This is a genomic window from Bradyrhizobium manausense (assembly GCF_018129685.1).
GTDB classification, from domain to species: domain Bacteria; phylum Pseudomonadota; class Alphaproteobacteria; order Rhizobiales; family Xanthobacteraceae; genus Bradyrhizobium; species Bradyrhizobium manausense_D.
In genome coordinates this window covers 326,996-346,598 of record NZ_JAFCLG010000003.1, presented here as the reverse complement: position 1 = coordinate 346,598, position 19,603 = coordinate 326,996, and the positions used below count along the sequence as shown (strand labels likewise).

The 19,603-nt window shown below is 65.4% G+C and carries 19 protein-coding genes and 1 riboswitch; of the genes, 16 read left to right on the top strand and 3 right to left on the bottom strand.

From position 1 onward, the window contains the following. Positions 1-5: 5 nt before the first annotated feature. The 8 genes from JQ621_RS11990 (at position 6) to JQ621_RS11955 (ending at position 9,796) form a co-directional block, all read left to right on the top strand. Positions 6-1,226, top strand: coding sequence for a helix-turn-helix domain-containing protein (locus JQ621_RS11990; RefSeq protein WP_212234900.1), 1,221 nt, complete (start codon positions 6-8; stop codon positions 1,224-1,226). A 66-nt stretch (positions 1,227-1,292) separates the two neighbouring features. Next, positions 1,293-1,931, top strand: a complete 639-nt coding sequence (locus tag JQ621_RS11985; RefSeq protein WP_212234899.1) for a Vgb family protein — start codon at positions 1,293-1,295, stop codon at positions 1,929-1,931. 155 nt (positions 1,932-2,086) lie between these two features. Further along, the gene (locus JQ621_RS11980; protein WP_212234896.1) at positions 2,087-3,655 is read left to right on the top strand and encodes a DUF4403 family protein; all 1,569 of its coding nucleotides are present in this window, start codon (positions 2,087-2,089) and stop codon (positions 3,653-3,655) included. Between the two features lie 128 nt (positions 3,656-3,783). Beyond that, positions 3,784-4,893, top strand: coding sequence for an ABC transporter ATP-binding protein (locus tag JQ621_RS11975; protein ID WP_212234895.1), 1,110 nt, complete (start codon positions 3,784-3,786; stop codon positions 4,891-4,893). A 47-nt stretch (positions 4,894-4,940) separates the two neighbouring features. Continuing rightward, entirely contained in the window at positions 4,941-5,990 is a 1,050-nt protein-coding gene (locus tag JQ621_RS11970) for an ABC transporter substrate-binding protein (protein WP_212234894.1), read from the top strand. Between the two features lie 271 nt (positions 5,991-6,261). Further along, complete coding sequence (locus tag JQ621_RS11965; RefSeq protein WP_212234888.1) at positions 6,262-7,524, top strand: ABC transporter permease; 1,263 nt, start codon at positions 6,262-6,264, stop codon at positions 7,522-7,524. Then, positions 7,521-8,351 (top strand): ABC transporter permease, encoded by an 831-nt coding sequence (locus tag JQ621_RS11960; protein ID WP_212234885.1) that lies wholly within the window; start codon positions 7,521-7,523, stop codon positions 8,349-8,351. The genes JQ621_RS11965 and JQ621_RS11960 overlap by 4 nt, the downstream gene beginning before the upstream one ends. Before the next feature lie 236 nt (positions 8,352-8,587). Further along, on the top strand, positions 8,588-9,796 hold the full coding sequence (locus tag JQ621_RS11955; RefSeq protein ID WP_212234884.1) for an ABC transporter substrate-binding protein: 1,209 nt from the start codon (positions 8,588-8,590) through the stop codon (positions 9,794-9,796). A 145-nt stretch (positions 9,797-9,941) separates the two neighbouring features. Here the strand turns inward: JQ621_RS11955 and JQ621_RS11950 are convergent, their stop codons facing one another. Then, the gene (locus JQ621_RS11950; protein WP_212234882.1) at positions 9,942-10,478 is read right to left on the bottom strand and encodes a PRC-barrel domain-containing protein; all 537 of its coding nucleotides are present in this window, start codon (positions 10,476-10,478) and stop codon (positions 9,942-9,944) included. Between the two features lie 219 nt (positions 10,479-10,697). After that, positions 10,698-11,279: a hypothetical protein gene (locus JQ621_RS11945; protein WP_212234880.1), complete on the bottom strand. Its 582-nt coding sequence runs from the start codon at positions 11,277-11,279 to the stop codon at positions 10,698-10,700. Between the two features lie 180 nt (positions 11,280-11,459). Between JQ621_RS11945 and JQ621_RS11940 the strand changes: the two genes are divergently transcribed. Next, entirely contained in the window at positions 11,460-12,200 is a 741-nt protein-coding gene (locus JQ621_RS11940) for a response regulator (RefSeq protein ID WP_212234878.1), read from the top strand. A gap of 15 nt (positions 12,201-12,215) precedes the next feature. Further along, on the top strand, positions 12,216-13,541 hold the full coding sequence (locus JQ621_RS11935) for an ATP-binding protein (RefSeq protein WP_212234876.1): 1,326 nt from the start codon (positions 12,216-12,218) through the stop codon (positions 13,539-13,541). A 2-nt stretch (positions 13,542-13,543) separates the two neighbouring features. Here JQ621_RS11935 and JQ621_RS11930 read toward each other — a convergent pair whose 3' ends face one another. Continuing rightward, on the bottom strand, positions 13,544-13,774 hold the full coding sequence (locus JQ621_RS11930) for a hypothetical protein (RefSeq protein ID WP_212234875.1): 231 nt from the start codon (positions 13,772-13,774) through the stop codon (positions 13,544-13,546). 182 nt (positions 13,775-13,956) lie between these two features. On the opposite strand from JQ621_RS11930, the gene JQ621_RS11925 reads away from it, so the two are divergent. From JQ621_RS11925 to thiC, 6 genes are all read left to right on the top strand, one after another. Beyond that, complete coding sequence (locus JQ621_RS11925; RefSeq protein WP_212234873.1) at positions 13,957-14,493, top strand: lytic transglycosylase domain-containing protein; 537 nt, start codon at positions 13,957-13,959, stop codon at positions 14,491-14,493. A gap of 26 nt (positions 14,494-14,519) precedes the next feature. Further along, positions 14,520-14,665, top strand: a riboswitch (TPP riboswitch). After that, positions 14,653-15,663, top strand: a complete 1,011-nt coding sequence (locus JQ621_RS11920; RefSeq protein WP_212234871.1) for an FAD-dependent oxidoreductase — start codon at positions 14,653-14,655, stop codon at positions 15,661-15,663. (Overlaps the previous riboswitch by 13 nt.) After that, entirely contained in the window at positions 15,654-15,851 is a 198-nt protein-coding gene (gene thiS, locus JQ621_RS11915) for a sulfur carrier protein ThiS (protein WP_212234869.1), read from the top strand. Before JQ621_RS11920 ends, thiS begins: the two co-directional genes overlap by 10 nt. Positions 15,852-16,004: 153 nt before the next feature. Then, positions 16,005-16,787 (top strand): thiazole synthase, encoded by a 783-nt coding sequence (locus JQ621_RS11910; RefSeq protein WP_212234868.1) that lies wholly within the window; start codon positions 16,005-16,007, stop codon positions 16,785-16,787. Beyond that, entirely contained in the window at positions 16,774-17,379 is a 606-nt protein-coding gene (locus JQ621_RS11905; RefSeq protein ID WP_212234867.1) for a thiamine phosphate synthase, read from the top strand. The genes JQ621_RS11910 and JQ621_RS11905 overlap by 14 nt, the downstream gene beginning before the upstream one ends. A 282-nt stretch (positions 17,380-17,661) precedes the next feature. After that, positions 17,662-19,560, top strand: coding sequence for a phosphomethylpyrimidine synthase ThiC (thiC, locus tag JQ621_RS11900; protein WP_212234865.1), 1,899 nt, complete (start codon positions 17,662-17,664; stop codon positions 19,558-19,560). Positions 19,561-19,603 lie beyond the last annotated feature (43 nt).

Sequence of the window (19,603 nt, the reverse complement as noted above, 5' to 3'; positions counted from 1 at the left end):
TTTTCATGGAGTCGCTGATCACGGCCGCCGCGCGCGCGCTCGAGGCCGGCGATCCGCTCGGCGCGCTGAACCGCGTCGCGTTGCGCAACGATGCGCCTTCGCTGGCGCTGCGCGGCATTGCGATGGCGCAGCTCGGCGATCTTGCAAAGGCCAAGGCCCTGCTGCGCGGCGCCGCACGCGCCTTCGGGCCGCGCGAGGCCGTCGCGCGCGCCAGGTGCGTGGTGGCCGAGGCCGAGATCGCGCTGGTCTCGCGCGACCTGAACTGGCCGGCGAAAACGCTCGCGGCGGCGCGGGCAACGCTTGCAAGCCATGGCGATCTCGCCAATGCCGCGCATGCCGGCCATATCGAGGCCCGCCGTCTGCTCCTGCTCGGGCGGGTCGATGAGGCCGAGCGGACGCTGGTCGAGATCAGCGCCTGCCCGCTTCCGCCCGCATCCCAGGTCGTTCGCGAACTCGTGGTCGCCGGCATCGCCATCAGGCGGTTGAAATCGAAGGAGGCGCGCAACGCGCTCGACCTGGCGGCAATGGCTGCGCGACAGGCCAAAATTCCGACGCTCATGGCCGAGGTCGACAGCGCGAGCCTCATCCTGAGGACGCCGGCCGCGCGCCTGATCGCGCGGGGCAGCGAGCATCCGCTGCTGCTCGGCGAGGTCGAGCGGCTGGCGACCTCGACAGCGCTCGTCGTCGACAGCTTTCATCATGTCGTGCGGCGGCAGGGCACGGCCGTGCCGCTCGGAACGCGGCCCGTGCTGTTCGCGCTCGCGCGCCTGCTGGCGCAGGCCTGGCCCGCCGACGTCTCGCGCGAGGCGCTGATTGCGGGCGCGTTCCAGGCCAGGCACGCCGACGAATCGCACCGCGCGCGATTGCGCGTCGAGATCGGACGGCTGCGCACCCAGCTCAAGCCGCTGGCGGAGATCAGCGCCACGAAGCAGGGGTTTGTGCTGGCGCCGCGGAAGACGCGCGACGTCATCGTGCTGGCGCGTCCCGTCGAGGAGAAGCACGCCGCGGTTCTTGCCATTCTCGCCGATGGCGAGCCCTGGTCGAGCTCGGCGCTCGCGCTGGCGCTCGGGATGAGCGCACGCACGGTGCAGCGGGCGCTTGAGGAGCTGGCGCGGTCGAACAAGGTGCAGTCGTTCGGACACGGACGGGCGCGCCGCTGGATGACCCCGCCAATTCCCGGATTCCCGACAGGCTTGTTACTCCCCTCGCCGCTGCTGAAGACGTAACATGATTGATCGCCGCACAGGGACCACGCCAAGAACAGCGCCGAGAGCAGTGCCAAGGACGACACGATGAAGCGATCAGCCGCCGAGATCATCCGCGAATACGGGCCTTTTCCTGATGTCAAGGCCGTGCACGGCGTCACCTATGACGGCACTCATGTCTGGTTCGCGTCCGGCGATAAGTTGAATCGCCTCGATCCGGCGAGCGGCAAGATCGCACGCTCCGTCGACGTCGCCGCACATGCCGGAACGGCGTTCGACGGCCAGCACCTGTTTCAGATCGCGGAAGACCGCATCCAGAAGATCGACGCGGCGAGCGGCGCGGTCGTCAGCACGATTCCGGCGCCCGGTGGTGGCGGCGATTCCGGATTGGCCTGGGCGGAGGGTTCGCTCTGGGTCGGACAATATCGCGACCGCAAGATCCATCAGATCGATCCCGACACCGGCAGGATTCTCCGGACCATCGAGAGCAATCGCTTCGTGACCGGTGTGACCTGGGTCGACGGCGAGCTCTGGCATGGCACCTGGGAAGGCGAGGACAGCGACGTCAGGCGGATCGACCCCGAAACAGGCAAGGTGCTCGAGCAGTTCGACATGCCGGAGGGGACGATGGTCTCCGGCCTGGAATCCAACGGCGGCGACCAGCTGTTCTGCGGCGGCGGCGACAGCGGGCGCGTGAGAGCGGTTCGCCGGCCAAAACGAAGCTAGCTGGGCGCGGCTAGCCGCGTGCAGCCGACACGCGCAAGGAGCAACGCCACGGCCGCTTCCGTTAACCCATTTGCCCCAATTCCACCCCACCGGTGCGCACTAGCGCCCTCCTCGCCTGCCCTGTAAAATCCTCCCCGGGGCGGCCAGGGGGATTGATGCGTCTGACGTTGAATTTGAAGACAATCGTGATCGCCGTTGTGGTGCTCGCCGCGTCGTTTTTCATCAGCCTGAAGGCGATGGACTGGCTCGCGCCCCGCGCGACGAATTCCGCGCCGCCGATCGCACAACTGCCGCCGCTGCCGCCGGTGTCCAAGACCTCGATCGTGGTGGCCCCCGTCGCGATCGCGCTGTCCGCAATCCGTGAGCAGGCCGAGAAGGCCTCGCCGCGCAATTTCGCCGGCAAGGCCGAGAACCCCATCTCGCAGATTCTGCAGGATGCCGATATCGGCTGGAACGCCGCGCGCGGACCGATCTCGGCAACCGGCGACAAGGACGTGCTGACGCTGTCGACCCCGATCACCGGCAAGCTGAACGTGACCGGGTCGCTGTCGTCGAAGGCCACCGGTGCGCTCGGCGAAGCACTGGGCAGCGTGCTCGGCGGCGATGCGGCGAAACGCATCGGCGCGGTCAACATCAAGAATCTGAACGCAAGCGCCGAGATCAGGGGCAACGTGATCGTCACCGCGCGCCCAAAGCTCGCGGCGGCCTGGCATCTCGAGCCGAATTTGGGCGCGCAGGTCAATATCGGCGACACCAACCTCAACGTCGCCGGCGCTAAGGTCAACGTGCCGGCGCAGGTGAAGCCGCTGATCGACAAGACGGTCGGCGAGCAGCTCAACGTCGTCGCCGAGCGCATCCGCAACGATCCCAGCCTGCGCGACAACGCGAAGGTGCAATGGGCCAAAGCCTGCCGCTCGATCCCGCTGCAAGGCACCGGCTCGTCGGCCGCGCTGCCACCGCTCTGGCTCGAGATGAAGCCGACCCGCGCCATCGCCGCTCAGCCGCGCGTCGATGCGCAGGCGGTGACGCTGCTGCTGGGCCTCGAGGCCGAGACGCGTGTGACGTCGACGCCGACCAAGCCGGACTGCCCGTTTCCCGACAAGATCTCGATCGTGCCGCCGACCGGCACCGGTGTGAATATCGGCGTACCGATCGACGTGCCCTTCACCGAGATCAACAGGCTGATCGCGGCCCAGATGGTCGGCCACACCTATCCCGAGGACGGCTCCGGTCCGGTCGAGGTCACCGTCAGAGACGTCAACGTGGTTCCGTCGGGCGAACGGCTTTTGATCTCGCTGCTGGTGCGCGCCAAGGAGAAGAAAAGCTGGCTCGGGCTCGGCGCCGAGGCGACCGTGCACATCTGGGGCCGTCCCATGCTCGACCAGGCGCAGCAGACGCTGCGGCTCGCCGACATCCAGCTCGCGGTGGAATCCGAGGCGGCCTTCGGCCTGCTCGGCGCCGCCGCCCGCGCCGTGGTGCCGCAGATGCAGCAGGCGCTGGTGCAGAAGGCGACGCTCGACCTGAAGCCGATCGCCGCCAATGCGCGCGAGAAGATCGCGGCTGTGATCGCCGACTTCCAGAAGAGCGAGGACGGCCTCAAGGTCGATGCCAATATCTCCACGCTGACGCTCGCCGACATCGCCTTCGACGCCAAGACGCTGCGCGTGGTCGCGGAAGCCGGCGGCACATTGAACGTGTACGTGACCAAGCTGCCCGGGATGTAGCGCGTTCTTGCACGGAATCCGCGCGGCCCCTTATCGCTTGCATCGCTGGCATTCTCGTTGGAGGATGCTAAGCTGATCGCCGCAACCTCGAACGAGGTGCCGACAGCATTGTAGGGGACGAGGATAACATGGAAGCCGGCATGGTCATGCCTGCGCCGGCACTGGTGCGCTTTTCCGGCATTCAGAAGACCTATGATGGCGAGCACCTCGTGGTGAAGAACCTCGATCTCGACATCAAGAAGGGCGAGTTCGTCACCCTGCTCGGCCCCTCGGGCTCGGGCAAGACGACCACGCTGATGATGCTGGCCGGCTTCGAGGTTCCGACCCGGGGCGAGATCTACCTCGCGGACCGGCCGATCAAGAACATGCCGCCGCACAAGCGCGACATCGGCATGGTGTTCCAGAACTACGCGCTGTTTCCGCATCTGACGATCGAGGAGAACGTCGCCTTTCCGCTGTCGGTCCGCAACACGAACAAGGCTGAAACGCAGGAGCGCGTCAAAGCGGCGCTGCGGATGATCAAGATGGAGACCATGGCGCAGCGGCGCCCCGGGCAGCTCTCAGGCGGTCAGCAGCAGCGCGTGGCGCTCGCCCGCGCGCTGGTCTTCAATCCGCAGCTCGTGCTGATGGACGAGCCGCTCGGCGCCCTCGACAAGCGCCTGCGCGAGCAGATGCAGCTGGAGATCAAGCAGCTGCACGAGACGATGGGCATCACCGTCGTCTACGTCACCCACGACCAGAGCGAAGCGCTCACCATGTCGGACCGCATCGCCGTGTTCAACGACGGCATCGTGCAGCAGATCGACAGGCCCGACGCGCTATACGAGCGTCCGGTGAACAGCTTCGTTGCCAATTTCGTCGGTGAGAACAATGTGCTCGCCGGTACCGTCGAGACGGTCGACAAACAATATTGCCGCGTCGCGCTGTCGGCCGGCGGCAGCGTCATGGCCCGCGCGGTCAACGTGTCGGGCGCGGGCACTGCCACCTCGCTCTCGGTGCGCCCCGAGCGGGTCGTCATTGTCCCGGAAGACACTTCCAGCGACGGACCGAACCGGCTGCCGGCCAAGGTGCAGAACACCATCTATCTCGGCGATCACGCGCTGGCCGTGCTCGAGGTCGCGGGCAACGCAGAGTTCATGGTCAAGCTTCAACCGGGCGCGCATGACAGCCTGAGATCAGGCGATAGCGTCTTCATCACGTTCCGCCCCGAGGACTGCCTCGCGCTCGATCCGGTTTGATTGATCGGACAACTTCACGCAACTGACATGAAGAAGGAACAAGGACCATGCTGAATCGCAACATTGCTCTGGGTTTCATCGCGGCGTTTGGCGCCAGCGCGGCGCTGGCCACATCAGCGCAGGCGCGTGACCTCACCGTCGTGTCGTGGGGCGGCGCCTATCAGGATGCGCAGAAGAAGGTTTATTTCGAGCCGTTCAAGAAGGCATCCGGCATGCCCATGAACGATGAGTCCTGGGATGGCGGCGTCGGCGTGCTGCGCGCCAAGGTGCAGGGCGGCGCCGCCACCTGGGACGTCGTCCAGGTCGAGAGCGACGAGCTCGCGGTCGGTTGCGAGGAAGGCCTGTACGAAAAGCTGGATTATTCCAAGATCGGCGGCGAGGCCGCTTATATCCCGCCCTCCGTCAATCCCTGCGGCGTCGGCGCCATCCTTTACGACTTCGTGCTCGGCTACGACAAGGACAAGCTCAAGGATGCGCCGAAGGGCTGGGCCGACTTCTTCGACACCAAGAAGATCCCGGGCAAGCGCGCGTTGCGCCAGGGCCCGAAGACCACCCTGGAGATCGCACTCATGGCCGACGGTGTCGCGCCAAAGGACGTCTACAAGGTGCTGGCGACCGACGAGGGCGTCGATCGCGCATTCAAGAAGCTCGACACCATCAAGGGCGACCTCGTCTGGTGGAAGGCCGGCGCCCAGCCGCCGCAATTGCTCGCTTCCGGCGAGGTGGCGATGACCTCGGTCTACAATGGCCGCATCGACACCGCGAACAAGAACGACAAGAAGAATTTCGGCATGGTGTGGGACGGCGCGCTGTTCACGCTCGACAGCTGGGTCATCCTGAAGGGCAGCCCGAACAAGGACGCCGCCTACAAGTTCCTGGACTTCGCGGGCAAGGCGGAGAACCAGTCGAAGCTCTCGGAGAATATCGCCTACGGCACCTCGAACAAGGACGCCGCCGCCCTGATCCCACCCGCCGTCCTGAAGGATCTGCCGACCGCGCCCGACAACATCAAGAACGCGGTCGAGATCAACGTCGCCTTCTGGCTCGAGAACATCGACAAGCTGACCGAGCGCTTCAACAAATGGGCCGCGAAGTAGCGCGCGAGCGAAATGGCGCTGAGGGGACGATGTGGCGCATATCTCGCCTGCGGCGCATCCTTCGAGACGCCCGCCTACGGCGGGCCCTCAGGATGAGGTCTCAGTCTGCGGCGGTCGCCCAACATGCACCGCTATCAATGAGCCTCATCCTGAGGAGACCGCGAAGCGGTCGTCTCGAAGGACGAGGCGCTTGCTCGAGCCCTTCCGCAAAGCCATTTGCGGTTGCCCGACTTGAGATGGTGAAAGATGTCCGGTCAAGGAGGCTCACCTCATGACAGCAGCTTCCCTCACCAGCGCCGATGCCCCGATCGAGGTGCCGCTCAAGCGTCGCCTGAAGCAGGCCGAGCGCGCGCGCCAGCTCAAGGCATTGGCGCTGGTCGGACCGCTGCTGCTGTTTCTGCTGTTCACCTTCGCAGGCCCCATCGCGGGGATGCTGTGGCACGCGATCGATGACCACGAGGTGCGTCAGGTTCTGCCGCAAACCGTCGCGGCGCTCGCCAAGTGGGATGGCAAGGACCTGCCGGACGAAAACGCCTACGCCGCGCTGGCAGGCGACATCCAGTCGGCGCGCGAAGCCGGCACCATCGCCGTCGCAGCCAAGCGGCTCAACTACGCCCAGAACGGCTTTCGCACGATTCTGACCAGCACCGCGCGCAATCTGAAGGCAATGCCGGAGCCAGGCAGGGCCAGGGAGACACTGGGCAAGATCAACCCGGCCTGGCGCGAACGCGCGACATGGACGACGATCAAGGACGCTGGCGGCCCGATCACCGGTTTCTACCTTCTGGCGGCTCTCGACCTGACGCGAAATGCAGATGGCGCCATCGTCTCGGCCTCGCCGGATCAGGCCATCTACCGCGATGTTTTCGGCCGCACCTTCCTCATCAGCCTCGGCGTCACCTTGCTCTGCCTGATCCTCGGGTTTCCGGTCGCCTATCTGCTCGCGGCGCTGCCGGCGGGCCGGTCGAACCTCCTGATGATCTTCGTGCTGCTGCCGTTCTGGACCTCGCTCCTGGTCCGCACCTGCGCCTGGATCGTGCTGCTGCAGAGCAACGGCATCGTGAACGACAGCCTGCACTGGCTCGGCATCATCGATGAGCCGCTCCGCCTGATCTACAACCGCTTCGGCGTCTGCGTGGCCATGACTCACGTGCTGCTGCCGTTCATGATCCTGCCGCTCTACAGCAGCATGAAGGCGATCTCGCCGGCTTACATGCGCGCCGCCGCCTCGCTCGGCGCGCCGCCCCTCACCGCCTTCCTGCGGATCTATTTGCCGCAAACGCTGCCCGGCATCGGCGCAGGCAGCCTGCTCGTTTTCATTCTCGCGCTCGGCTACTACATCACGCCGGCCCTGGTCGGCGGCGCCGCCGACCAGATGATCAGCTATTTCATCGCGCTCTACACCACCGAAACCGCCAATTGGGGCCTCGCGTCGGCGCTGGGTGCAGTGCTGCTGCTCGCCACCATCCTGCTCGCCCTCGTCTACGGCAAGCTGGTGCAGGGTCAGCAGGTCACGGGAGGGATGAAGAATTGAGCGACGCTTCCTCCTTGCGCACACCCAGCCAGCGCATCGCCTGGACCGCGACCATCGTGATCTCCACGCTGGTCTTCATCTTCCTGATCGCGCCGATCCTGGCGATCATGCCGCTGTCCTTCAGCTCGGGCTCGTATCTCACCTATCCGCTGCCCGGCCTGTCCTTGCGCTGGTACGACGACTTCATCACCTCGCCGCGCTGGATGAATTCGCTGAAGAACAGCATCATCATCGGCGTCGCCTCGACGATGCTGTCGATGGTGCTCGGCACGCTGGCGGCTCTTGGCCTCGCGCAGTGGAAGAGCAGGTTCAAACCGCTGGTGCTGGCTTTCGTGCTGTCTCCGGTCGTCGTGCCCGGCGTCATCACCGCGGTCGGTCTCTATTTTTTCTTCGCGCCGATCGGCCTCACCGGCAGCTATCTCGGCCTGATCCTGGCTCACACCGCGCTGGCGACCCCCTTCGTGGTGATCACGGTCGGCGCGACGCTGCAAAGCTTCGACACCAACCTTGCCCGCGCCGCCGCCTCGCTCGGAGCCTCGCCGCTCGAGGCGTTCCGCCGCGTGATCCTGCCGCTGATCCTGCCGGGGCTGGCATCAGGCGCACTGTTCGCCTTCGCGACCAGCTTCGACGAGGTCGTGATCGTGCTGTTCATGGCAGGTCCCGAGCAGCGCACCTTGCCGCGCGAAATGTTCAGCGGCATTCGCGAGAACATCAGCCCGACCATCACGGCCGCCGCGGTGATCCTGACGACGGTCTCGGTCATCCTCCTCGCCACGCTCGAAGGCCTGCGCCGGCGCAACGAGCGGCTCAAGGGCGGCAGCGGCTAACCGCCCCACCGTCATTCCGGGGCGCGCCCTTTTGGGCGCGAGCCCGGAATCCATTCATCTACCCTCGCTGCAGCACGATGGATTCCGGGCTCGCGCTACGCGCGCCCCGGCATGACGGAGCCCCCTACTTATTCTCAATTTTTTTCAGGCCCTCCCGCCTTTGCCCCCGCGAAGGTTTGTCGCTAGAACAGTCCCCGCAACAAGACCCCAACAACAACACTGAGGGAGACAATCATATGCAAAAACTCATCGCCGCCGTCGCGGCCGGCTTCGCCATTGCCGCGAGTTGCGGCACGGCGCAGGCGCAGATATCGGACAACGTCGTCAAGCTCGGCGTGCTCACGGACATGTCGAGCCTTTATGCCGACGCGACCGGCAAGGGGTCGCTCGCCGCGGTCGAGATGGCCGTTGCCGATTACGGCGGCAAGGTCGCCGGCGTTCCGATCCAGGTCGTCTCCGCCGACCACCAGAACAAGCCCGACGTCGGCGTCAACATCGCCCGCAACTGGTACGACAACGACAAGGTGGACGCGATCCTGGACGTGCCGACCTCGTCGGTCGCGCTGCCGATCTCGGCGCTGACGCGCGAGAAGAACAAGATCCATATCAATTCCGGCGGCGGCTCCTCCGACATCACCGGCGTCGCCTGCTCGCCCAACACGGTGCACTGGACCTACGACACCTATGCCCTGTCGAACGTCGCAGGCAAGGCGATGGTCAAGCGCGGCGAGGACACCTGGTTCTTCGTCACCGCCGACTACGCCTTCGGCATGGCGCTGCAGCGCGACGCCGCCAACGTCGTCAAGGAGAGCGGCGGCAAGGTGCTCGGCGAGGTCCGCCACCCGCTCAACTCCTCCGACTTCTCCTCCTTCCTGCTCCAGGCCCAGGCCTCCAAGGCCAAGGTGGTCGCGCTGGCGAACGCCGGCGGCGACACCACCAATGCGCTGAAGCAGGCCGCCGAGTTCGGCCTGACGCAGGGCGGCCAGAAGATGATCGCGCTGCTCATGGAAATCACCGACGTTCATTCGCTCGGCGCAAAGTCGACGCAAGGCCTGATCATCACCGACGCGTTCTACTGGGACACGAACGAGGAGACTCGCGCCTTCTCAAAGCGTTTCAACGACAAGGTCGGCCACATGCCGACCATGATCCAGGCCGGTCTCTATTCGGCGACCATGCACTATCTCAAGGCGATCGAAGCCATCAAGAGCGATGAGGCGCCGAAGGTGATGGAGCAGATGCGCAATACGCCGGTCAACGATTTCTTCGCCAAGAACGGCAAGATCCGCATCGACGGCCGCATGGTCCACGACATGAGCCTGTACGAGGTGAAAAAGCCGGAAGAATCCAAGGGCGAGTGGGACCTCTACAAGCTGATCGCCACCGTGCCCGGCGACGAAGCCTTCCGCCCGCTCGACAAGGGCGGCTGCCCGCTGGTGAAGTGAGATCGTCTCCCTCTCCCGCACCCTGCCATTTCCTCATCCTGACAGGGTGAGGATCGACGTCTTGCAATAACGGCAGAAGAAACGACACGACAACGCGCCCGGTGAAAACCGGGCGCGCTTCGTTCAGGCACTCACGTGACCTGGATTATTCGGAGTACTTGAACTCGGGCATGTTCTTCAACTCGTCCTTGGTCGCATTGAACACGGCGTGGTCAGGATACCATTTCGACGAGGCTGACGCTGTGGTCGCGGTCGTCGTCGCAGCGGGCTTGTCCATGCCGGTCGCTGCACCCGTCGTCGTGGTCGCAGCCGGCTTCGCGTTCGGGTTCGTGCCGGTATAGGCGACGGCCTCGTTGACGAATTTCAGCTTCTCATAGGGCACGGCGACGAGATGCTCGCCCATGCCGAGGAAACCGCCGACGCCGATCACGGCGATCTTGACGTTGCCGCTCTTGTCCATCAGCAGATCGTTGATCGAGCCGATGTTCTCGTTGGCCTCGTTATAGACCTTGACGCCGTCCATCTTCGAGGTCCGCCACTCACCCGACGCGCTCGTCGTTGTGGTGGTCGCGGTAGACGCGGTTGGCGACTTCTCGGTGGTCGCAGTCGGGTTTTGCGCAAACGCAACGGTCGCAAGCAAAGCGGTGCCGGCAAGGCCGGCGGCGATTGATTTCATCAGCATGGTTGTCCTCTCCTTCAGCAGAAAACTTGTGCGGGGAGAACAGCCACGATCACGCACGGTTCCTCGCGCGCGGCAATTTCGCTGCGCCATTCCGGCATTGCAGCGCGAGGAAAGTTCCTGTCGAGGAACGTGCGAAACGCACGGTTCCCCGCCGACGATCTTGCGCCCTGGGATATCGCAAGATCGCGGCGAGGAACGCGCCGACCTCAGTCGCTCCGGTCAGCTCTTGTAGTCGATCAGCAGCGCGGAGAAATCCGTGCTGTTGGAGGAGCTCGTCGTTCCATTGGCACTGTAGGACGCGTTCGACGAGGACTGCGACTGCTGCAGCGCCTGGAGAAACTGCTCGAGGATCCTGGCCGTGCTGCTGTCGGTCGAGCTGCTGCTGGTCTGACCCGTCGACGACGCCGAAGCATCCGAAGAGCCGCCATCCGACGGCGGCGGCGGGCCGGGGGGCGGGCCACCCGCTCCATGAGCGCCACCGGGCCCCTTGGCGAAGGCGGACTGAAACACGCCCTTCAGTTCGTCGGCCTGGCTCGACGTCAGCGTCCCGTTCGAGACCTCGTTCGAAATGAGATCGTCGATCTTGGATTTCAGGCCGTCCTTGGACGGCTTGGTACCGCTCGACTGATCACTGGACCTGCTCTGCTGAAGCGCCGTATCGATGTCCTGCAGAGCAGTGGTGAGCGCGGACTGGTCCGACGACGAGATCGTCCCGTCCGAAACTTCCGATTGCAATTCCTGCTGCAGCCGCTGGGCTGGCGACTGGTAGTTAAAGGCGGAGGCCGCCGAAATCGATGTCATGGGTGCACCGTGGTCCTTGCGGGGTTTCGTACGCAACTGCGCCACGCTATGGTTAACGGGCTTAACGAGACCTTGCCGCACCGCCACGCAGTCGTTGCCGGGTGTTGCGGCAATGCGGCCGGAAACAAACAGAAACAAAAATCTTCGCCTTTTGGCCCCAATCCTGGACAAACAAGGCTCATGGCCATTCCTTCCCCCAACATCCTGGTCGTCGAGGACGACCGCGAAACCCGGACGTTGATTGCGAAATATCTGCGCAACAACTCCTGCAACGTGACCGCTGTGAGCGACGGGCGCGAGATGTCGCGCGCCATGGCCGACCACCGCGTCGATCTCATCATCCTCGACGTCATGCTGCCCGGCGAAGACGGTCTCAGCCTGTGTCGCAAGGTGCGGTCCGAGGCGCAGACGCCGATCATCATGCTGACCGCGCGCGGCGAGGACGTCGACCGCATCGTTGGTCTCGAGATGGGTGCGGACGATTATCTGCCGAAGCCGTTCAATCCGCGCGAGCTGCTCGCCCGCATCAACGCGGTGCTGCGGCGTCAGGCCTCCGCACAGGCTGCGAGCTCGATCGAAGGCGTGTCAACCCTTGCCTTCGAAGGCTGGCGTATCGATCTGCGCCTGCGCGAGCTGCGCAATCCGGAAGGCGCCCGCGTCGCAGTGACCAGCGCCGAGTTCGACCTGCTCAGGACGTTCTGCGAGCGCCCCGGCCGCGTGCTCTCGCGCGACAGCCTGCTCGACCTCACGCAGGGCCGCAACACCGGCTCGTTCGAGCGTTCCATCGACGTGCTGGTCAGCCGCATCCGCCGCAAGATCGAGCCCAATCCGTCCGATCCCACCATCATCAAGACGGTGCGCTCGGGCGGTTATCTGTTTACGCCCAGAACGGAAGCGGTTACGACGCCCCTGAGCAACTGACGGGGCCTTGAGACGATGCGGCCGTTCGGGTTCTTTCACCTCAAGGGCATCGGCGGGCAGATCGCCGCGCTGGTGCTGGCTTCGACCGTCACGCTGCATCTCGTCGTCACCACCGCCTTCCTGATCAGCCGGCCCGACCGCCCGGACACGCCGCCGGATGGCGCGCATCAATTGACCGACGCAGCGCTGCTGCTCGGCTCGGCCGGTCCGGACGAGCGGCCGCGCCTCCTCGCCGATCTCGCGCGCGCCTTCCCGAAACTCAAGATCGAGACATCGGCACCTGGCACGGCGACGGTGATCGAGGACGGCGAGAGCCAGCATCTGCACGGACTGCGCCGCCATCTCGGCCGCGGCTACAAGGTGGTGCAGCTCGCGCCCGAGGGCGGCGACCACCGCATCGGCGTGGTCTTGCCCGACGGCAGCATGATCGCGGGCCATGTCGAGGGCGGCCCGCGCCCCTGGTTCTGGGGAGCACCATGGCTGGTGGCGCTGATGACCGCGTTCATCTGCATCAGCGTGCTCGGCCTGTGGGCGGCGCGCGCGCTGGCAACGCCCCTCTCCGCGTTGGCCAAGGCGGCCGAGAATTTCAGCCTGGACGGCGGGGCCGATCCGCTGCCCGAGCGCGGCCCGGAGGAGATCCGCTCGGTGGCGCGCGCGCTCAACCGCATGCATGCGCGGATCGCGCGGCTGATGTCGGATCGCACCCGCATGCTGGCTGCGATCAGCCACGACCTGCGCACCCCGATCACGCGGCTGCGCCTGCGCGCCGAGTTCATCGAGGACGAGGGCAACCGCAAGCGCATGCTCGTCGACCTCGACCAGATGCGCTCGATGCTGGAAAGCGTGCTGTCGCTCTTGCGCAACGACAGCAAGATCGAAGCCATCACGCTGGTCGATATCGCGAGCACGCTGCAGCTCATCGCCGACCAGTTCGGCGACATGGGCCACGTCGTCCACTACGACGGCCCGGCCTCCGCAACCGCCGCCGCGCGGCCCGACGATCTGCATCGCGGCGTCACCAACCTCGTCGAGAACGCGGTGCGCTTCGGCGCCGAGGTGACGATCCGCCTGGATGTATCAGATGCAAGACTCACCATCGATGTCGAGGACGACGGCCCCGGCATTTCGGACGCGCGCAAGCAGGAGATGCTGGAGCCGTTCGTGCGTGGCGACGATGCGCGCACCATGGACGAGTCCACCGGCTTCGGCCTCGGCCTGTCGATCGCGCGCGCGATCGCACTCGCCCATGGCGGCGAGCTGTCGCTGCACGACCGCCAGCCGCACGGGCTGATCGTTCGGATGCAATTGCCGGTGTGGCAGCAGCCGCGGCTGGCCGCCTAGCCTTACGCCGCGAGCGGCGGCGATAAGGCGCCCGCCTCGTCGAAGATCGCGATCGCCTCGAAGCGATAATTGCAGGCGTGGCATGTCCAGAGATAGGACACCCGCCCCTGGCCCGGCTCGATCCAGTCGGGCCACGCGATCGGCGCGCCGCACTGGGCACACGGGTTCTGGGTGGGCAGATCGTGTCTGGAAACGTCGCCGCTATGGGTGTTGACCATGGTTGTTGTTGTCATGGCACCTCTCCCGGTTCGCGAGGCGAGCTTCATACGCGTTTTCGCGCGTCCGCGCGACCGGACAGGCTTGCTGTCGCGCCTTCGCCTTGGAACCTCTGCGCCAAGCGGCGTTTGGTCACATCATCGCCGCGTTCGGGAGGCCTAAGGGCAGCTGGGCGCAAATCATTCAGGCCGGATATCCGATGAAAATCTTAACCGTTGCCGTGCTGCTCGTGGCCGGACTGGTGTCGTCGCGGGCTTTCGCAGGGCAGGCCGAATACGCCGAGATGGTTGCCATGCATGCGCGGGCCAACGGCGTGCCGGAGGCGCTGGTGCATCGCGTCATCATGCGCGAGAGCCGCTACCAGCCGGGCCTGGTCGGCCATGGCGGCACGATCGGGCTGATGCAGATCAAGCTCGCGACCGCCCGCGGCCTCGGCTACACCGGCGATGCGAGCGGCCTGCGCGACCCCGACACCAACCTCACCTACGCGGTGAAATACCTCGCCGGGGCCTATCACGCCGCCAATGGCGACCACGACAGAGCCGTGCGCTATTTCGCGGGCGGCTATTACTACGCTGCAAAGCAGCAGCGCCAGCAGGCCGTGCAGCAGGCGAGCTTCGAGCCTCAGCTGGAGCCGAACGGCAATCCGCAGCCGATGTTCGGCGCCACGCCGCACCGCAAGCTGGCCCAGCAGCTCCGCAACGCGCGCGCGCAGGTTCCCGGCAACATGCGTTGACACGGGCCCCCACAAGCCTACATTAGGTCCGTTCCGAGGGGTGCTCCGAGGAGGAGCTGAGATACCGCTAAATGGGCAAAGCTTGCAAATCGGCAAGCCTTCCCAGGACCGCGGTGACCCTTTGAACCTGATCCGGGTCATGCCGGCGAAGGGACAGGGATGTTGCAGACGACCAAGCGACCGGATTCCCCGGTATCCATCATCGGTGCAGGCATTGCCGGAGCCTGGCAGGCGCTGTTGTTCGCGCAGGCCGGCCACGCCGTGACTCTACACGAGCGCGGTGACGCAGGGATGACCGATGCCACCAGCCACTGGGCCGGCGGCATGCTCGCACCCTATTGCGAGGCGGAGGTCGCCGAACCCATCATCTCCAGGCTCGGCTTGCGTTCGCTCGATATCTGGCGGCGCGAGCTGCCCGACACGCCGTTCAACGGCTCGCTGGTCGTCGCCCATCCGCGCGAGCGCAACGATTTCGAGCGCTTTGCCCGGATGACCGACTGCCATCGCCGGCTCGATGCCGCCGCGCTTGCCGAACTCGAGCCGTCGCTGGAAGGCCGTTTCCGCGATGCGCTGTTCTTCCCGACCGAGGGCCATGTCGAGCCGCGCCGCGTGCTGCCGAAGCTGCACGAACGCATTCGCGCCGCGGGTGGCACCATCAGGTTCGGCAGCGATGTCACCGCAAATGATCTCGACGGCCTGGTCATCGACTGCCGCGGCCTTTCCGCGCGCGACGAACAGACGGAGCTTCGCGGCGTCAAGGGCGAGATGATCTTGATCGAGACCAGCGAGGTGCAGCTGTCGCGCCCCGTCCGCCTGATCCATCCGCGCTGGCCGCTTTACGTGATCCCGCGCGAAGCCGGCCTGTTCATGCTCGGCGCCACCTCGATCGAGGCCGAGGACACCGGCGTCAGCGTCCGCTCCGCGCTGGAGCTGCTCGGCGCGGCGTACACCGTGCATCCGGCCTTCGGCGAAGCCCGCATCGTCGAGTTCGGCTCGGGCCTTCGCCCGGCTTTTCCGGATAATTTGCCGCGCATCGGCGTGCGCGGCGGCAAGATCAGCGTGAACGGGCTCTACCGCCACGGTTTCCTGATCGCCCCCGCGCTCGCCGAGCTGACGCTCGCTTTCGTCGAGCGCGGCCAGATCGACAATGAGGTGATGCAATGCGCGTGATCGTGAACGGCGAACAGCGCGAGATCGTCTCGGCCAGCGTCGACGCGCTGCTCGCCGAGCTCGACTACGAGGGCACGCATTTTGCGATCGCGCTGAATTACGACGTCGTGCCGAAGAGCCGCTGGGCCGAGACGCGCCTGAAGGCCGGCGACGAGATCGAGATCATCACGCCGCGGCAGGGAGGGTGAGGTGATGCTTTCACCACGCACTCCGCTGTCATCGCCCGGCTTGACCGGGCGATCCAGTACGCCGCAGCGTCTCGTTTCCAGCCGCACTGCCGCGGCGTACTGGATCCCCGCTTTCGCGGGGATGACACCGTCATTCACGGAGACACCTTCCACATGGTGACCTTCTACGGCAAAACCTTCGACTCGCGCCTGCTCATCGGCAGCGCGCTCTATCCCTCGCCCGCGATCATGCAGGATGCGATCCGCGCCTCCGGCTCGAACATCGTCACCGTCTCGCTCCGCCGCGAATCCGCCGGCGGCAAGACCGGCGATGCATTCTGGAAGCTGATCCGCGAGCTCGACGTCACTGTGCTGCCGAACACCGCCGGCTGCCGCAGCGTGCGCGAGGCCGTGACGACGGCGAAGCTCGCGCGCGAATTGTTCTCGACATCCTGGATCAAGCTGGAGGTGATCGCCGACAACGACACGCTGCAGCCCGACGTCGTCGGCCTCGTCGAAGCCGCCACCATCCTGGTCAAGGACGGTTTTGACGTGTTCCCCTATTGCACCGAGGACCTCTCGGTCGCGAACCGCCTGGTCGATGCGGGCTGCAAGGTGGTGATGCCGTGGGCCGCCCCCATCGGCAGCGCGAAAGGCATCACCAACCGCGATGCGCTCAAGCTGCTGCGCGAGCGTCTGCCCGATATCACGCTGGTGGTCGACGCCGGCATCGGCGCGCCCAGCCACGCGGCCGAAGCGCTCGAGCTCGGCTACGACGCCGTGCTGCTCAACACCGCCATCGCCAAGGCCGCCGATCCCGTCGCGATGGCAAAAGCCTTCCGCCTCGGTATCGAGGCCGGCCGCACCGCATACGAAGCCGGGCTGATGAACGCCCGCGACTTCGCCTCCCCTTCAACCCCTGTCGTTGGGACCCCGTTCTGGCATGCCGTATCCTGATCGATTCTATCCCGTCGTCGACAGCCTCGACTGGGTCGAGCGCCTGACCAAGCTCGGCGTCGGCACCATTCAGCTGCGCGCGAAACAGCTCAACGACGCCGAGGCGCTGCAGATCGTCACCGATGCGCTGGCGATCACGAGAGGCACGCAAGCGAGGCTCGTCGTGAACGACTATTGGCGCGCCGCGATCGTCGCCGGCGCAAAATATCTGCATCTCGGCCAGGAGGATCTCGCCGATGCCGACCTCAAGGCGATCCGCGAGGCCGACCTGTCGCTCGGCATCTCCACGCATGACGACGCGGAGCTTGAAACCGCGCTCAAAGCCAAGCCCGATTATGTCGCGCTCGGCCCGATCTTCTTCACCACGCTCAAATCGATGCGCTTTGCGCCGCAGGGCATTCCCAGGATCACGGAATGGAAGCAGCGCATCGGCACCATCCCGCTGGTCGCGATCGGCGGCATCAAGTTCGAGCACGCCGCGGAGATCTTTGCCGCCGGCGCCGATTCCATCGCCGTCGTTTCAGACGTCACCCAGAATGCCGACCCGGATGCACGGGTGAGGCAGTGGCTCGGCCAGAAGGAGGCGGCGTGATGTGTACGCTCTCTCCACCCGTCATTGCGAGCGAAGCGAAGCAATCCAGAATCCCTCCGCAGAGGCAGTCTGGATTGCTTCGTCGCAAGAGCTCCTCGCAATGACGGAGCAAATCTCTCTATCCCGTCACCCTGAGGTGGCCGCTTCTTCAGCGGCCCTCGAAGGGCGACGGCCCGGCTCGTTCATCCTTCGAGGCTCGCCCAGCGTCGCGTTCGCGCCGCCCGCCTCGCACCTCAGGATGACGAGAGCAAAAACCGCATACGAAATTTAACGGAGGATCCCATGAACATTCGCTCCAACCCCGAAAAAACCATCCCCGCCGTCACCACCGGCCCGCTGCCCTCCTCGCGAAAGATCTTCGCCTCGCCCGACGCCGCGCCCGATCTGCGCGTGCCCTTGCGCGAGATCATCCTCTCCGAAGGCGCGGGCGAGCCGAACCTGCCGGTGTACGACACCTCCGGCCCCTACACCGATCCTTCCGTCACCATCGACGTCAACGCCGGCCTTGCCCGCAACCGCAAGCAGTGGGTGCTGGAGCGCGGCGGCGTCGAGGAATATGACGGCCGCCAGGTCAAGCCGGAGGACAATGGCAACCTCTCCACCGACAACGCCGCGCGCGCCTTCTCGGCCTATCACAAGCCCTTGCGCGGCCTCGACGGTCACAAAATCACCCAGCTCGAATTCGCCCGCGCCGGCATCATCACCAAGGAGATGATCTACGTCGCGGAGCGCGAGAATCTTGGCCGAAAGGCACAGCTCGAGCGCGCCGAAGCCGCCCTTGCCGACGGCGAAAGTTTTGGCGCTGCCGTGCCCGCCTTCATCACCCCCGAGTTCGTCCGCAGCGAGATCGCGCGCGGCCGCGCCATCATCCCCTCCAACATCAACCACGGTGAACTCGAGCCGATGATCATCGGCCGCAACTTCCTCACCAAGATCAACGCCAATATCGGCAACTCGGCGGTGACGTCGTCGGTCGAGGAAGAGGTCGAGAAGATGGTGTGGGCGATCCGCTGGGGCGCCGACACGGTGATGGACCTCTCGACGGGCCGCAACATCCACACCACGCGCGAGTGGATCCTGCGCAATTCGCCGGTGCCGATCGGCACTGTTCCGATCTACCAGGCGCTGGAGAAGTGCAACGGCGACCCGGTCAAGCTGACCTGGGAGCTCTACAAGGACACGCTGATCGAGCAGTGCGAGCAGGGCGTCGACTATTTCACCATCCACGCCGGCGTGCGCCTGTCCTACATCCACCTCACCGCCGCCAGAGTCACCGGCATCGTGTCGCGCGGCGGCTCGATCATGGCGAAGTGGTGTCTGGCGCATCACAAGGAAAGCTTCCTCTACACGCATTTCGACGAGATCTGCGACCTCATGCGCAAGTATGACGTCTCGTTCTCGCTCGGCGACGGCCTGCGCCCGGGCTCGATCGCGGATGCCAATGACCGCGCGCAGTTTGCCGAACTCGAGACGCTCGGCGAGCTGACGAAGATCGCGTGGGACAAGGGCTGCCAGGTCATGATCGAGGGCCCCGGCCACGTGCCGATGCACAAGATCAAGATCAACATGGACAAGCAGCTCAAGGAGTGCGGCGAAGCGCCGTTCTACACCCTCGGGCCCCTGACCACCGACATCGCGCCGGGCTACGACCACATCACCTCAGGCATTGGCGCCGCCATGATCGGCTGGTTCGGCTGCGCCATGCTCTGCTACGTCACGCCGAAGGAACATCTTGGGCTACCCGACCGCAATGACGTCAAGACCGGCGTCATCACCTACAAGATCGCGGCCCACGCCTCCGATCTCGCCAAGGGCCACCCCGCCGCCCAGCTGCGCGACGACGCCCTCTCCCGCGCCCGTTTCGACTTCCGCTGGAGCGACCAGTTCAACCTCGGCCTCGACCCCGAGACCGCGAAGAACTTCCACGACGAGACCCTGCCGAAGGAAGCCCACAAGGTCGCCCATTTCTGCTCGATGTGCGGCCCGAAATTCTGCTCGATGAAGATCACCCAGGACGTGCGCGACTACGCGGCGACGCTGAACGATCCGAACTCGATCGGCATATCGCTGAGCGGCACCGCCGAGGACGGCATGGCCAAGATGAGCGCGAAGTTCAAGGAGATGGGCGAGAGCTTGTACCTGGATGCGGAGAAGGTGAAGGAGAGTAATCGGGTGTTGTGAGGGGCTCAGGCTGGAGCACCATAGGGCCGTCTCACTTGACAAG